The organism is Bacillus sp. EB106-07-01-XG149 (assembly GCF_058791555.1).
Genome location: NZ_JBYTDP010000002.1, coordinates 403,125 through 417,309 on the forward strand (window position 1 = coordinate 403,125; position 14,185 = coordinate 417,309).

Annotated in this window: 17 protein-coding genes; 6 read left to right on the forward strand and 11 right to left on the reverse strand. The window is 35.8% G+C overall.

Going from position 1 to position 14,185, the window contains the following annotated elements; genetic code table 11:
• Positions 1-4: 4 nt before the first annotated feature.
• The 6 genes from deoB to spoIIM all read right to left on the reverse strand — a co-directional run bounded on the left by deoB (position 5) and on the right by spoIIM (position 4,929).
• On the reverse strand, positions 5-1,189 hold the full coding sequence (gene deoB / locus AC3WTA_RS08090) for a phosphopentomutase (RefSeq protein ID WP_492332860.1): 1,185 nt from the start codon (positions 1,187-1,189) through the stop codon (positions 5-7).
• 442 nt (positions 1,190-1,631) lie between these two features.
• The gene (locus tag AC3WTA_RS08095; protein ID WP_000733672.1) at positions 1,632-2,372 is read right to left on the reverse strand and encodes a FixH family protein; all 741 of its coding nucleotides are present in this window, start codon (positions 2,370-2,372) and stop codon (positions 1,632-1,634) included.
• Between the two features lie 146 nt (positions 2,373-2,518).
• Positions 2,519-3,409: a site-specific tyrosine recombinase XerD gene (gene xerD / locus AC3WTA_RS08100; RefSeq protein ID WP_000390083.1), complete on the reverse strand. Its 891-nt coding sequence runs from the start codon at positions 3,407-3,409 to the stop codon at positions 2,519-2,521.
• Between the two features lie 6 nt (positions 3,410-3,415).
• Positions 3,416-3,646 (reverse strand): YqzK family protein, encoded by a 231-nt coding sequence (locus AC3WTA_RS08105; protein ID WP_001250432.1) that lies wholly within the window; start codon positions 3,644-3,646, stop codon positions 3,416-3,418.
• 103 nt (positions 3,647-3,749) lie between these two features.
• Positions 3,750-4,205, reverse strand: a complete 456-nt coding sequence (gene fur / locus AC3WTA_RS08110; RefSeq protein WP_000392657.1) for a ferric iron uptake transcriptional regulator — start codon at positions 4,203-4,205, stop codon at positions 3,750-3,752.
• A gap of 106 nt (positions 4,206-4,311) precedes the next feature.
• Positions 4,312-4,929, reverse strand: a complete 618-nt coding sequence (gene spoIIM, locus AC3WTA_RS08115) for a stage II sporulation protein M (RefSeq protein ID WP_240515220.1) — start codon at positions 4,927-4,929, stop codon at positions 4,312-4,314.
• Between the two features lie 155 nt (positions 4,930-5,084).
• Between spoIIM and AC3WTA_RS08120 the strand changes: the two genes are divergently transcribed.
• Positions 5,085-5,636: a GNAT family N-acetyltransferase gene (locus AC3WTA_RS08120; protein ID WP_000803489.1), complete on the forward strand. Its 552-nt coding sequence runs from the start codon at positions 5,085-5,087 to the stop codon at positions 5,634-5,636.
• A 24-nt stretch (positions 5,637-5,660) separates the two neighbouring features.
• Here AC3WTA_RS08120 and AC3WTA_RS08125 read toward each other — a convergent pair whose 3' ends face one another.
• Positions 5,661-6,200: an NUDIX domain-containing protein gene (locus tag AC3WTA_RS08125; RefSeq protein WP_000067040.1), complete on the reverse strand. Its 540-nt coding sequence runs from the start codon at positions 6,198-6,200 to the stop codon at positions 5,661-5,663.
• Between the two features lie 74 nt (positions 6,201-6,274).
• Here AC3WTA_RS08125 and mciZ point away from each other — a divergent pair, with 74 nt between their 5' ends.
• Positions 6,275-6,403, forward strand: a complete 129-nt coding sequence (gene mciZ / locus AC3WTA_RS08130; protein ID WP_000870295.1) for a Z-ring formation inhibitor MciZ — start codon at positions 6,275-6,277, stop codon at positions 6,401-6,403.
• Between the two features lie 53 nt (positions 6,404-6,456).
• Positions 6,457-7,371, forward strand: a complete 915-nt coding sequence (lolS, locus tag AC3WTA_RS08135; RefSeq protein ID WP_000747222.1) for an aldo/keto reductase — start codon at positions 6,457-6,459, stop codon at positions 7,369-7,371.
• 29 nt (positions 7,372-7,400) lie between these two features.
• On the opposite strand, the gene AC3WTA_RS08140 is transcribed toward lolS, so the two are convergent.
• The 3 genes from AC3WTA_RS08140 to AC3WTA_RS08150 all read right to left on the reverse strand — a co-directional run bounded on the left by AC3WTA_RS08140 (position 7,401) and on the right by AC3WTA_RS08150 (position 9,208).
• Entirely contained in the window at positions 7,401-8,228 is an 828-nt protein-coding gene (locus AC3WTA_RS08140; protein ID WP_000548002.1) for an aldo/keto reductase, read from the reverse strand.
• Between the two features lie 121 nt (positions 8,229-8,349).
• Positions 8,350-8,874, reverse strand: a complete 525-nt coding sequence (locus tag AC3WTA_RS08145) for a GrpB family protein (protein ID WP_001227181.1) — start codon at positions 8,872-8,874, stop codon at positions 8,350-8,352.
• A 70-nt stretch (positions 8,875-8,944) separates the two neighbouring features.
• Positions 8,945-9,208, reverse strand: coding sequence for a YqkE family protein (locus AC3WTA_RS08150; RefSeq protein WP_000727565.1), 264 nt, complete (start codon positions 9,206-9,208; stop codon positions 8,945-8,947).
• Positions 9,209-9,410: 202 nt separating this feature from the next.
• Between AC3WTA_RS08150 and AC3WTA_RS08155 the strand changes: the two genes are divergently transcribed.
• A complete protein-coding gene (locus AC3WTA_RS08155; protein ID WP_000265544.1) occupies positions 9,411-11,000 on the forward strand; it encodes a bifunctional metallophosphatase/5'-nucleotidase in 1,590 nt (529 codons plus the stop codon).
• A 122-nt stretch (positions 11,001-11,122) separates the two neighbouring features.
• Here AC3WTA_RS08155 and AC3WTA_RS08160 read toward each other — a convergent pair whose 3' ends face one another.
• Positions 11,123-11,599 carry a ribbon-helix-helix domain-containing protein gene (locus tag AC3WTA_RS08160; protein ID WP_000151919.1) on the reverse strand — a complete coding sequence of 159 codons (477 nt, stop codon included), beginning with the start codon at positions 11,597-11,599 and terminating at the stop codon, positions 11,123-11,125.
• A gap of 121 nt (positions 11,600-11,720) precedes the next feature.
• Between AC3WTA_RS08160 and AC3WTA_RS08165 the strand changes: the two genes are divergently transcribed.
• The gene (locus AC3WTA_RS08165) at positions 11,721-12,719 is read left to right on the forward strand and encodes an alpha/beta fold hydrolase (protein ID WP_000898977.1); all 999 of its coding nucleotides are present in this window, start codon (positions 11,721-11,723) and stop codon (positions 12,717-12,719) included.
• 131 nt (positions 12,720-12,850) lie between these two features.
• Positions 12,851-14,170, forward strand: coding sequence for a Na+/H+ antiporter family protein (locus tag AC3WTA_RS08170; RefSeq protein ID WP_000994824.1), 1,320 nt, complete (start codon positions 12,851-12,853; stop codon positions 14,168-14,170).
• Positions 14,171-14,185 lie beyond the last annotated feature (15 nt).

Genomic DNA, 14,185 nt, shown 5'->3' on the forward strand with positions numbered 1-14,185 from the left:
CCCCCTATTTCTTTAGCTCGTTTAAGAAGCTTGTTCCGTGTTCTGGCATTTTCACGCCGAAGTTTTCTGCTACCGTTGCACCAATATCAGCAAATGTTTGACGAATTGATAATTCTTGTCCGCCATCTTTCATGCTTGGGCTATATGCTAATAACGGTACATATTCACGTGTATGATCAGTACCGTGGTGAACTGGATCATTACCGTGGTCTGCTGTAATTAATAATAAATCATCTTCTTTTAGTTTTTCGAATACTTCTGGAAGACGTGCATCATAGTCTTGCAGTGCTTCTCCATATCCTTGTGGATCACGGCGGTGACCGAATAATGCATCAAAGTCAACTAAGTTTAAGAAGCTAAGACCTGTAAAGTCCATGTTTAATGTATCTACAAGCTTATCCATTCCATCCATGTTAGACTTCGTACGAAGTGATTCAGTTACACCTTCACCATCATATATGTCAGAGATTTTACCGATAGCAATAACATCGTAGTCACTATCTTTTAATTCATTCATTACCGTACGGCCGAATGGTTTTAACGCATAATCATGACGGTTTGGTGTACGTGTGAATTTCCCTAGTTCTCCAACGAATGGACGAGCGATAACACGACCTACCATGTACTTCTCATCTAACGTTAATTCACGTGCAATTTTACAAATTTTATATAACTCTTCAAGTGGCACTACTTCTTCGTGTGCTGCGATTTGTAATACGCTATCAGCAGAAGTGTAAACGATTAAAGATCCTGTTTCCATTTGTTCTTGACCAAGTTCATCAAGAATCTCAGTTCCAGAAGCTGGTTTATTACCGATAATTTTACGACCTGTTTTTTCTTCTAATTCATCAAGTAATTCTTTTGGGAATCCTTCAGGGAACACTTGGAATGGTGTATCAATGTAAAGACCCATGATTTCCCAGTGTCCTGTCATTGTATCTTTACCAGTAGATTTCTCTTGCATTTTTGTATAATATCCAAGCGGTTTTTCTACTTTAGAGATACCTTTCATTTCACGAATGTTACCAAGACCTAACTTCACCATATTTGGCATTTGTAATCCATTCATATGTTCAGCAATGTGACCAATTGTGTCAGAACCTAAATCACCAAATTGCTCAGCATCCGGTGCTTCGCCGATTCCTACAGAGTCCATTACGACTAGGAATATACGTTTATATTTATTCATAACTGCGACCTCCTATAAGTTCAGTTCTACTTCTTGTAGTATGTTCAAAACGCTATAAAGTGAAACTGTTCTCCATAAGAATTCTCTTTCGTTCTCATTGTCAAACAGTACTTCTTTAATTGATTCTCTAACCTATTTCGTTTACTTTGAAACGACTCAAAAACATTTCTAGTTTTTTCTAAGTCAGATGTCAGACATCTGATACTGATATCATAACATGTTTACGCTTTCTTTTTAATACATTTTCGTAGAATTTCTCATTTTCTTCACACTTCTATTGTAATCCATTATGCAAATAAGTGCTAATTATTTTATGATTTATTTCTTCATATAAAGTGAAACTTTGATTAGCAGGAGTTTAGTTCTTCTCCACTGATTATTAGCCCTCATCAATTGGATGTTTACAGAATAAAAATAAAAAGCAGCTCTAAAGAGCTACTTTTTATTTTACTTCTACTGTTTCTTCTTTATGTTCATGTAGTTCGCCTTTTTTAACATGAACTTTCACTTTGTAAGAACCGTTTTCTTTGAAAGTATGTTTCGTTTCATACTCTCCTTTATTTCCTTCTTTCGCTGGAATAAATTCGTGTTTTTCAACACCATCTTTCCAAATCTCAAGTTGTACTTCAGCACCAGTTAACGCTTCTTCTTTTTGTTTTAAATGAACTTTCATAGTTGATTCAGCATTTGCTTTTATATCACCAGCCATAAGATGGATCATTGTATCGCTTTTATGATCGCCATGCCCTGCACCGTGATCACTATTTTCTTTTTTCGCATCTTCTACTTTCGCATTTCCTACAGCCACTTTTACTTCTGGCATAACATGCATTTCACGTGCATTTGTGTGAGCGATAATATGGTATACTCCATCCGTCTCGAACGTTTTCTCTACTGCATAAACACCTTTTCCTTTATGCTTCCCATCTAACATCTCGTGATTTTCGTCGCCATCTTTCCAAATTTCAAACTTTACATCATCAGCATCTGTTACTTTTTCTTTTCCTTGTGTAACAAGTGCTTGTACTTCTGTTTTTTCACCAGGTTTAATTTCTTTCGGATTTGTTTGAACTGCTACTTTTACAGCTTCTAGTTTCTGTTCTTTTTTCGGTTCTTCTTTGTTTGTATTACAGCCAGCCAATGCTAGCATCGCGATAAATAAAGTCATAATAAGTTTTTTCATCATCATTTCCTCCTTCATATCTTATTTAGTATAGAGGAAATACATTGTAATATTCTAGTCTTCTGCTGAAAACAATGTACGAAATGTTTGTGAAGTTTTTGTGAAGTACTATAGCCTTTTGAATCTATGAAAAAAGAGCATAGTAACTATGCTCTCGGATGAAACTGTTTATATACATCTTTTAATCTAGCTTTTGAAACATGCGTATAAATTTGCGTCGTTGAAATATCTGCATGTCCTAGCATTTCTTGCACAGCACGCAAGTCTGCTCCATTTTCTAATAAATGCGTAGCAAAAGAATGGCGCAACGTATGCGGTGTAAGCTCTTTTTCAATATTTGCTTCTTTCGCCAATCGTTTTAAAATTTTCCAAAATCCTTGTCTTGATAATCGATTCCCATGATGGTTTAAAAAGAGTGCATCTACTACTTTTTTACCCATCAATTCTCTTCTTCCCTTTTCAATATACTTTTGAATCGCTTCCGTCGCTAAACTTCCTAGTGGAATAATTCTTTCTTTATTCCCTTTCCCTATGCAACGAACAAATCCCATCGTTAAATGTACATCTTCTAAATTTAAGGCAATTAATTCCGAAACACGAAGTCCTGTTGCATAAAGTAACTCTAGCATCGCTTTGTCACGAACCCCAAAAGCACTCGTCATTTTTGGCGTCTGAAGTAACGCCTCTACTTCATCGATTGATAGTACTTTCGGTAATTTCCGTTCTCCTTGCGGCGTTTCAATATGTACGGATGGGTCGTGCTCTACCGCTCGTTCACGAAGTAAGAATTGGTGAAACGAACGAATCGATGCAATATGACGTGCTAATGTTTTCGAAGATTTTCCGTTTTCTTTTAAGTGCTGCAGAAAATTAACAATGTGCAAGCGTGTCACTTCATGAAAGCTTTTCGCCTGTTCTACATTTTGCAAATACTTTACATAACTTTTTAAATCACGTTCATAAGATACTACTGTATTTTTCGCTAGCCCTTTTTCGACAACCATATAATGAATAAAATCTTTTAATTGATCTTCCAATCTACACTACTCCCCATTTTCATAGAAAAACATCATTCTATTTACGAAAGCATCCTTTGCCGGCTCTTCATTCCCTGATACTTTTTCTACAGTCTCTTCTTTTGGTTTTTCATAACGATGATAACTTTCATATTCTTCATTTATCCATAGTATAGCGAAATAAAACAAAATCGTACAACTTGTAAATAATAAAAATACTTTTATCCCATCAAAAGTTAATTTTAAAGCTCGGCGCATTGTAAATTCCTCCAAAATATAAGTTATTACAACATATGCCAAGCTTTCACCAATTTATACCTTATTCAAATAAAAAACCTCTTCCTAGATAAATAGGAAAAGGTTATTTTTCATCCGTTTCATTTTCTTGACAATTTTTACAAATCCCATGGAATGTTAAACGATGATCTTTCACCTTAAAGCTCCAGTCACGTTCTACTTTCCTTTCCACTTCACCAAGTAAATCTTCTTGTATTTCTTGTACAGCACCACATTGTGTACAAATCAAATGATGGTGAAAACGCTGCGCACCTTCTTGGCGTAAGTCATAGCGTGAAACACCGTCTCCGAAGTTAATCTTATCGACAACTTTTAACTCAGATAATAGTTCTAAAGTTCGATAGACGGTTGCTAATCCGATCTCTGGCGACTTTTCTTTTACAAGGAGGTAAACATCTTCTGCGCTTAAATGATCTTCTTCATTTTCTAGCAGCACACGAACTGTTGCTTCACGTTGCGGTGTTAATTTGTAGCTCGCTGCATGTAATTGCTTCTTAATTCGTTCAATTCTTTCTTCCATTCGGTACTACTCCCTCCTCGCCACTCTTACACCATTATATCAGAAGAAGGGCTTCTGTCAAAAGAAAAACAATAAAAACAAATTGATAATTATTCTCAAAAAGTATTTATTGTTTATTAATAGCCTCAACGACTTCTTTCATTAAAACTGGTGATGCATAAGCTTCTACACTAGAAGCAAGAGCTAACACCGCTCCAATTACAAGAAAGAAGCATGTATAACGAATTAATAATGGTAATAATGGCTCGGTTATTTTCCTGATAAATTGATGCCTAATCATGCGTAAGGAAAAGCTTGCGGCAATTGTTGTCATAACGAGAAATACTGGAATAATAATGAGGTTTTGTGGCAATACAGAAACGAATGATAATAATAATCCATTCCATCCATGCTGACTGACTAAAAAACCTACTGTAAATCCGACAACTACTCCTTTTACAAATAATAAAATAAAAATAAGTGGCAATCCAATAATTGAAATCCCCAAAATCCAAATAAATCCAATGTATTTTAATTGCGAAAAGTAACTTTCTCGAAACATTTCGCTCGCAATAGCAAATTCTCCTTTAGAAACTTGTCCAAAAAAACGTTGTAAATAAAATGATAAATCTTGTTTTTGATTTAATTGTAAACTATTTACAAGAATGGCCCCAAATATTACTCCCATCAATAATAAAACAGCGTTAAATATATATAATGAAGAGTTTTCCTGTATGTGAGACATTACACGGTCTTGCCAAGTTTTTCTCCACATTTTTCTTCCCTCCGTTCACACTCTTACTAAAAATGTATGAAAGAAAGAAAAAAGTATGACGAATTAACATTGAAATTCCGCTCTACTTTGCTAAACTAAAAAGTAGAGAATAGGAGGGATTTCTCTTGAAACCATTATTATTAGATTTTCCAACATTATTTCAAACTGAACGCTTACAAGTTCGTAAGCCATTTCCAGGTGATGGTGCAGAAGTGTATGAAGCAATCCAAGCTTCTCTAGAAGACTTAGTACCGTGGATGCCAATTAACGCTGAAACAGAAGAAAGTGCTGAAGAAATCGTTCGTAACGCTCACGGGCAGTTTTTACTTCGTGAAACACTTGATTTTCACTTATACGATAAAGTATCTGGTACATTCATCGGAGCTATAACGCTCAAGCCTGAAAACTGGGATATTCCAAAGTTTTCACTTCACTTCTGGCTGCATAGCGCTTATACAAAACAAGGCTATATGACTGAAGCCATTAAAGGTGCCATTCAATTTGCCTTTGATAAGCTAAGTGCTAGAAGAATTGAAATTCGTACTGATGCAACAAATGCAAATGCATGTAACCTAGCAGAACGTTTAGAATTTATTCTAGAAGGTACAATGGAAAATGATTTCATAGCACCAGATGGTAGCTTACGTGATGCACGCGTATACGCAAAAATCAATTAAAAAACACTCGCCTTTGGCGAGTGTTTATTTTTGTAGTTGTAAGTATTGTACTGCAAACATCGTCTTCGCATCATGAATACGAAGATCTTTCATAAGAATAATCGCTTCTTCTAACGATACTTCCATCAATTCCACGAATTCATCTTCATCTAACTCGGCTTTATTTTCTTTTTTCGTCAAACCTGTCGCTTTATATACATATAAAATTTCATCTGCAAATCCTGGAGATGTATAGAAAGAAGTAATAAGCTCCATATTTTCACATACATATCCTGTTTCCTCTTCTAATTCACGAACTGCTGTCACCTCAGGTTTTTCACCAGGTTCTAACTTGCCGGCCGGAATTTCTATAATCGCCTTTTCAAGCGCTTTACGATACTGCTCAACAAGCACAATTTTCCCCTCATCAGTAATAGCAATAATAGCAACTGCACCAGGGTGATTTACAATTTCACGTTTACTCATTGCTCCATTTGGTAATACTACATCATCAACACGAACTTTTATAACTCTACCATCAAAAATCGGCTCAGTTTTTACTGTTCTCTCTGCAAGATTACTCATACTACTTCATCTCCCTGTTCTATTTCCTATTCTTTCCTCATACATTTTACCACATTGAAAGGAGCGTGATAGAAATGAAAGTTTATATTTTACCAAATCGCGTCACTTTAGTCGGAAAAGCATGGCAAATCCGCCATAAACTAAAACAATATGGCAAAGAGTATACAACTGTACAAGAGTGGATTACAGCAAATAAAAAGTAAACGTTTGTCAACCTCTTTTTCCTTTCGTACAATAAAGGTAAGGAGGTTGACCTATGAAAAAACGTCAATTAGGAAACTCAGATTTGTTTGTTACAGAAATGGGCCTTGGCTGCATGTCTCTTGGTACATCTGAAACAGAAGCTATGCGTATTATCGATGAAGCAATCGATTTAGGAATCAATTTTTTTGATACAGCGGATTTATATGATTATGGATTAAACGAAGAATTTGTTGGAAAAGCCTTAAAAGGGAAACGAGACCAAATTGTTCTTACAACAAAAGTTGGAAATCGATGGACAGAAGAAAAAAACGGGTGGTCTTGGGATCCTTCTAAAAATTACATAAAGGCTGAAGTGAAAGAAAGTTTACGTAGACTTCAAACTGATTATATTGATCTTTATCAACTTCACGGCGGGACGATTGAAGATCCAATAGATGAAACAATTGAAGCCTTTGAAGAATTAAAAAAAGAAGGTATTATTCGCCATTACGGTATTTCTTCTATACGTCCAAACGTTATCCGTGAATATGCTAAACGTTCAAATATCGTTAGTGTGCTAATGGAATATAGCCTTTTAAATCGTCGCCCTGAAGAATGGTTCCCACTTCTAAGTGAACATCAAATTAGCATTATTGCTCGTGGGCCACTTGCAAAAGGAATTTTAACTGACAATAATGCAAGAAAGATAGAAAGAGTAAAAGAAAAGAATTACCTTTCTTATTCTTACGATGAATTATATGCGACACTCGCGAATGTAAAAGAAATAATCGGAGAAAGCTCTTTAACAGGAACAGCTATTCAATATTGCTTACATAACGAAACTGTTGCAGCTGTTATACCTGGTGCAAGCTCTATCCAACAATTGAAAGAAAATGCCCAGGCTAGTAAACAAACACAGTTAACAACAGCTCAATATATACAACTTCAGCAAATTGCTAAATGTGATACTTACGCTTTACATCGTTAAAAAGACGCTACCATACTGGTAGCGTCTTTTTATAGCGTATCATATTTATCCGGATTCGTTCCTACATGTAAATTACGATTTAACGTATTAATTTGAGTCATCTCTTCTTCTGTTAGTGAAAAATCAAAGATAGAAAAATTCTCCTTAATGCGAGATGGTGTAACAGATTTAGGAATCGTCACTACCCCGCTCTGAATATCCCATCTTAATATAACTTGCGCAGGTGTTTTTTCATATTTCGTAGCAATGGCCTGAATAATCGGGTTCTCGAATACTTCCCCGCCTCTCATTAATGGGCTCCATGCTTCCATTTGAATTTGCTCACCTTGACAGAAATTACGCAATTCAAATTGCGCTAACATCGGATGAAGTTCCACTTGGTTAACCATCGGCTTCACTTTACAATTTGGTAATAACAGTTCTAAATGATGTTTATGAAAATTTGAAACACCAATCGAGCGCACTTTACCTTCTTCATACAGTTTTTCTAGCGCTCGGTACGTATCGACATACTTCCCTCTAATTGGCCAATGTATTAAATATAAATCTACATAGTCCATTTGTAATTTCTTTAAGCTTTTTTCAAACGCCTCAAGTGTTTCCTCGTATCCTTGATCGTCGTTCCAAACTTTTGTTGTAATAAATATGTCTTCTCTTGGAATTCCTGATTCACGAACCGCTTCTCCGACACCGCTTTCATTTTCATATACAGTTGCTGTATCAATCGAACGGTATCCAACCTCTAACGCTGTTTTTACTGCTTGTTTTACTTCGTCGCCTTCTTTCGCTTTATAAACGCCTAGACCAATCATCGGCATTTTTACGCCATTATGAAGTGTAGTTGTTGGAATGTGCACAGTCGTCTCCCTTTCATTCTTACATTTTTTATAAGCCACCACTTTATTTCAACAAGATTCAACCAAAAAGTCAAAACATATGTACAGTTTACATAATAATTTTATACACTAAAACGCAAACTCAATTATTCATATTTCCTTCTCTCCATTCTTTCGCTTTTTCATCAACACTACGTACAAACTCATTTTTTCCTTCCGTATATAACGTGCCATCATATGTATATTTTTCGGCTAATTCTTTCTTTAAGGTTGCATATGCCTCTGCTTCTTCACAATGAGCCATCATATAATCACGAAACGCTAAATGCCTTACTATCTCAGGATTTCCTTTTTCAAAAACGTGTAAGTGATACGAGCGTTTTTCCTCCGTTCCATGAATAAAATAACGACGTCTTGAAATACCATTTTCCCCTTTTACGATGTAACCAAGCTCTTCAAAACGTTCATTCCAATGATCTACTCTGTCGATACTCTCTACTTCCATAATCATATCTATAATTGGTTTAGCTGCCAGTCCTGGCACTGATGTACTTCCAATATGATGGACTTTCACCATTTCTGGCATCGCCGATTTTAATCGTTCAGCCTCTATTTGAAATTTTTCGTTCCAATGATTTTCATGCGGAACGACTACAATTTTTCTCATTTTACACTCCCCTTTTCTTACAAGCTCGTCAAAAAAATGATCAGCGGTATGCACTGATCATTTTTTTATATTATTTAAAGTCTTTCCAAGTAAGGCTACTTTCACTTAACAGTTCTTCAAATGATTTATTCTTTTCACGTTCTTTTTGTTCTTGGCGCTTTCTTTCCAGTTCAGCTGCCTCTTTTTTCTCTTCTCTCACTTGCAATTCTTTCTTCTTATTCTTTAATTGCTGCATGAGTGAATCATTTAATTGATCGCCTAATGTAAGCGACTCTTTCTCTGGTCTATTCACTTGCGATTGTCTTTGCATTTGTCTTTGTTTCTTTTTCTTCATGCTACTCACCTTTTACTTTTTTCTCCATTATAGTAGATACACAATGAAGTCGACAATAAAAAAGGTTCTTTACTCTATTATTCACCTTTTGTAAATATGTTAATTTTTCGAAAAAACTAAATTTTTATATAGATATAATCCTATGAATCTATTAAAATTATGTCGTATGATGTCAGATTATAAAAAAAAGGAGAAATGAATTATGTGGAAAAAAATCATTCCTGCTGTTGCCGTTTTAAGCACCATAACTTTTTCAAGCGTATTTGCCGCTCCCCCATCCCAGATTCCAGCTGAACAAAACCGCTACGTAGACGTACAAATGCTTGGTATTAATGATTTCCATGGACAACTAGATACTGTTAAAAAAATTAATAACAAAGAAGCTGGTGGCGCTGATTACTTAGCTACTTATTTAAAAGAACGTAAAAAGCAAAACCCTAATACACTTCTCGTACATGCTGGCGATATTGTCGGAGCTAGTCCACCAGTTTCAGCGTTGTTACAAGATGAACCAACGATTGAATTTTTAAATGACTTAAAATTCGATGTTGGTACAATTGGAAACCATGAATTTGATGAAGGTATCGATGAAATGAAACGCCTCATTTACGGTGGATATCACGAGAAAACAGGTAATTTCAAAGGTGCTAACTTCCCTTATGTCGCTGCTAACTTCTATAACAAATCAACTGGTCGCTTATTTTTACCACCATTTACTGTAAAAATGGTAGATGGTGTTCCTGTAGGATTCATTGGCGTTGTTACAACTGATACGCCAAATGTCGTGATGCCTACTATGCTTAAAAATGTACAGATCACTGACGAAGTAGAAGCAATTAATAAATCAGCGCAACAATTAAAGCGTCTCGGTGTTAAATCCATCGTCGTCCTTGCCCATGTCGGCGGAACAACTGATGAGTCTGGCGTGACAAATGGAGACCTTACTCGAATTGCAAATGAAACAGACTCGGAAGTTGATGTTATTTTCGGTGGACATAGTCACACGTATGTAAATGGTACTGTAAATAATAAACTAATCGTCCAAGCGAACTCTTATGGAACAGCTTTCTCAGACGTAGATGTAACAATTGATCGTAAAACAAAAGATATTGTAAAGAAAAAAGCTGAAGTGATTACAACATATCATGAAGGTGTGGAACCTGATAAACAAGTAAAACAAAAAATAGATCAATATAAAGAAACAATCGCACCACTTGTAAATGAAGTTGTAGGAAAATCTACAGCACCTATCGACCGTAAACAAAATGATGCTGGTGAATCTACTCTTGGGAATGTAATTGCCGACGCACAGCGTCAAACGATGCAAGCTCAAATCGCACTTATGAATCCTGGTGGCATTCGTAATGACTTAGATGCTGGCGATATTACTTGGGGCGAATTATATGGCGTTCAGCCTTTTGGAAACCAATTGATTAAAGTAGATTTAACAGGTCAAGATATTCGCGACATTTTAAATCAACAATGGCAAAAAGGAACAACGAGAATGCTTCAAATTTCAGGTATTCAATATACGTGGGATGCAAATAAACCAAGCGGTGAAAAGGTTACGAATATACGCTTAACAAATGGCGAAGAGTTATCTCCATCTAAAACGTATAGCGTAGTTGCGAATGCTTTCTTAGCTTCTGGCGGTGACGGATTCGTATCATTTAAAAATGGAAAGAATTCAGAAACTGGTCCAAACGACTTTGAAGCGCTAGTCAATTATGTAAAACAATTAAAAGAACCAATTCAGCCAGTTATTGATGGAAGAATTCAAAAGGTAAATTAAGTATTTCCCTAATATGCGATCCAGATTTTTATTGTAAAGGATACGCACTTATACTTAATCCACAATATTAGTAAAACCTAAAAAGGATACTCGTTCTTACAATGAACATAGTATCCTTTTCTTTAGTTATCAAAATGTGATGTTTTGTTAACATCATATTGTTGTAAAAATTGTTGTAACGCCTCTTCTACAAGTTTAGATTTTCGAATTCCTTTCGCTTCTGATATAACGTCTAGTTTTGCTAATATTTCTTTATTAATAGAAAAGGTACGTTTCTTTTTTTCTGTACTTATACTCATAGTGGGCACAATTACTTCTTCTCTCTTTCTTAATAACTCATAAATACTTTGTAATTGCTCATAAATTAATAATTGATAATCCGTTGTCGCATATTGAAGGGCTGTCGCTTCTTGGAGTTGTAAGTGACGCGGTTCTTCTCCATCTCCTACAAAAATACGTTTCTTCTGTTCTCCATCATATTCATATCCAATCAATCTTAATTTCTTTGATAATGTATATGGGCTTATTTCAAGACGTTTTGCTATAATAGCGATGGATTCACGTCTATTTAAGCAATCTATAATTTCTCCAATCGTCACAATTTCCCTCCTCCCGTGTTGAAATGACACTAGTATGGTATGTTACAATGATTTTCTAACAGTATATGCAAAACGAATAGCCTGTGCGATTCATACGATTTCAGAAAAGGAGGTTTTCCATATGCTTTTTCGTAGCTATACCCCACAGTTTTATAATGAAAATAAACAACTCATTCCTAATAGTATTGCTACGATGGAAGGCGTTATGATTCATAATCGAAAACAAACTCTCCTTATGCGCGGGCAAAACATAGAGCAGCCAATTTTATTATGCTGTCATGGCGGACCTGGCATGGCACAAATTGGATTTATTCGTCATTTTCAAAAAGAATTGGAGAAACAATTCATCGTTATTAATTGGGATCAGCGCGGGGCAGGTAAATCCTTTTCAATGAAAGATTTCGGAGCAAATTTTACAATCGAACAATTCGTTTCCGATGCAAAAGAAGTGATTCAATATGTACTTAAAAAGTTCAATAAACAGAAACTATTTCTCGCTGGTCATTCTTGGGGAAGCATTATTGGGCTTAACATAGCACATCAATATCCACAGTATATCGAGGCTTACATCGGTATTGGGCAGATTGTACATATGAAACAAAACGAAGAATTGCTATATCAGCATTTAATTCGTTCTGCAAAAAAACATGATCATAAAAAAGCATTAGCGTCCCTTTTAAAATTAGGCAAACCACCATTTTTAGATACGAGACGCCTTATTATTCAAAGAAAGTGGCTTGGCACATTCGGCGGAGCAATCCAAAACGGATCTTCCTTTTCTTTCATACGAAAAGGCTTCTTTTCCCCTGAATATACGCTATTAGATTGGTTCAAGTTTCTCGCAGGAAATTTAAAATCTGGCGTTTTATGGGAAGAAATGTTGACAATCGATTTCTTTTCTTCTATTTCAAGCTTATCTATTCCGATTTATTTTTGTTCTGGTCGCTATGATTATCAAACTCCTTATGCTCTCGTTCAGGAATATTGTGATGTGATAGAAGCCCCCATAAAAAAAATGATTTGGTTCCCAAATTCAGCACATTCTCCTGATTTAGAAGAACCAGAATTATTCGCCAATTCTTTACAATCAATTAAACAAGAGCTAGCTTTTCAGCATTAGTAACAAAAGGCTCTTTTACATTTCATAGAAAACAATTTATAATAATATGTCGCAACTATGTATAAATATAGCAAAGTGCTTCATATTTACTTGCCTTAGCACAATAAAATTTTAGGGAGATTACATTTATTATGAATGCTGTACTCGTCGCAGTAGCAGTTATGCTATTGCTTAGTTTGTTACGTGTCCAGGTCATTGTCGCCATCATTGTTGGAGCTTTAACAGGCGGAATTATCGGTGGACTCGGTATTTCAGAAACTATTAACACTTTTACAACTGGCCTTGGAAACAGTGCTCCAATCGCTTTAAGTTATGCAATGCTTGGCGGTTTCGCTATTTCCCTTTCCAAAACAGGACTTCCAGATGCCATGATTCAAACTGCACTAAAATGGATTGGCAATGAACAAGACACGAAAAAACAAGTTTATTCTAAAATACTTATTTTATTCATCATTTTAACGATGGCTTGTTTCTCACAAAATGTGATTCCTGTTCATATCGCTTTCATCCCCATCCTAATTCCAGCACTTTTAAAAGTATTAAATGAGCTGAAAGTGGATCGCAGACTTGTTACATGTATTATTACATTCGGATTGATTACTCCTTATATGTGGATTCCAGCAGGGTTCGGAAAAATTTTTCATGACGTATTGCAAACAAATGCTGCGCAAAGTGGTCTTACATTTGATGTCGCACTTATTCCAAAAGCAATGACTATTCCAGCAATCGGTATGATTATTGGATTATGTGTAGCGGTATTCATTACGTACCGGAAACCTCGTACGTATGAAACAGAACAAGTTCATACTACCGCAAATGAAATCGTTCCCTATACAAAACGTAGCATTACTTTCGGATTGTTATCTATCATAGCCACATTAACTGTTCAATTAGCAACAGAATCAATGATTTTCGGTGCTTTAGCGGGGATTATCGTCTTATCAGTAAGTGGTAGTCTACCTCTTAAAGAAGCAGATGCGATATTAACAAGCGGAATGCGCATGATGTCCTTTATCGGTTTTGTTATGATCGCTGCCGCTGGATTTGGCGCTGTTCTTCGAAAAACAGGACATGTTGAATCTCTTGTGCAAACGAGTGCACATATAATTGGAAATAACAAACCACTCGCTGCATTTCTTATGCTTGTGATTGGACTTCTCGTTACGATGGGAATTGGTTCATCCTTTTCAACCATCCCTATTTTAACAACAATTTTTGTGCCTCTTTGCATGCAGCTTGGATTTAGTCCAATGGCCACAATTGCAATTATCGGTACAGCTGGAGCGCTAGGCGATGCGGGATCTCCAGCATCAGATAGTACACTTGGGCCAACATCCGGTTTAAATGCTGATGGTCAACACCATCATATATGGGATACATGTGTACCAACTTTTCTGCATTATAATATACCGTTACTTATATTCGGCTTTATTGCCGCAATTACATTATAAAAGGTGCGTTTTATA

Excerpts from the sequence above, each read along its gene's own strand:
- AC3WTA_RS08125 (WP_000067040.1), bottom strand. The coding sequence starts at position 6,200 with ATGAGTAATCTTGCAGAGAGAACAGTAAAAACTGAGCCGATTTTTGAT.
- AC3WTA_RS08155 (WP_000265544.1), top strand. The coding sequence starts at position 9,411 with ATGTGGAAAAAAATCATTCCTGCTGTTGCCGTTTTAAGCACCATAACT.
- AC3WTA_RS08170 (WP_000994824.1), top strand. The coding sequence starts at position 12,851 with ATGAATGCTGTACTCGTCGCAGTAGCAGTTATGCTATTGCTTAGTTTG.
- AC3WTA_RS08165 (WP_000898977.1), top strand. The coding sequence starts at position 11,721 with ATGCTTTTTCGTAGCTATACCCCACAGTTTTATAATGAAAATAAACAA.
- AC3WTA_RS08105 (WP_001250432.1), bottom strand. The coding sequence starts at position 3,646 with ATGCGCCGAGCTTTAAAATTAACTTTTGATGGGATAAAAGTATTTTTA.
- AC3WTA_RS08145 (WP_001227181.1), bottom strand. The coding sequence starts at position 8,874 with ATGAGAAAAATTGTAGTCGTTCCGCATGAAAATCATTGGAACGAAAAA.
- AC3WTA_RS08095 (WP_000733672.1), bottom strand. The coding sequence starts at position 2,372 with ATGAAAAAACTTATTATGACTTTATTTATCGCGATGCTAGCATTGGCT.
- spoIIM (WP_240515220.1), bottom strand. The coding sequence starts at position 4,929 with ATGTCTCACATACAGGAAAACTCTTCATTATATATATTTAACGCTGTT.
- lolS (WP_000747222.1), top strand. The coding sequence starts at position 6,457 with ATGAAAAAACGTCAATTAGGAAACTCAGATTTGTTTGTTACAGAAATG.
- fur (WP_000392657.1), bottom strand. The coding sequence starts at position 4,205 with ATGGAAGAAAGAATTGAACGAATTAAGAAGCAATTACATGCAGCGAGC.
- AC3WTA_RS08150 (WP_000727565.1), bottom strand. The coding sequence starts at position 9,208 with ATGAAGAAAAAGAAACAAAGACAAATGCAAAGACAATCGCAAGTGAAT.
- deoB (WP_492332860.1), bottom strand. The coding sequence starts at position 1,189 with ATGAATAAATATAAACGTATATTCCTAGTCGTAATGGACTCTGTAGGA.
- mciZ (WP_000870295.1), top strand. The coding sequence starts at position 6,275 with ATGAAAGTTTATATTTTACCAAATCGCGTCACTTTAGTCGGAAAAGCA.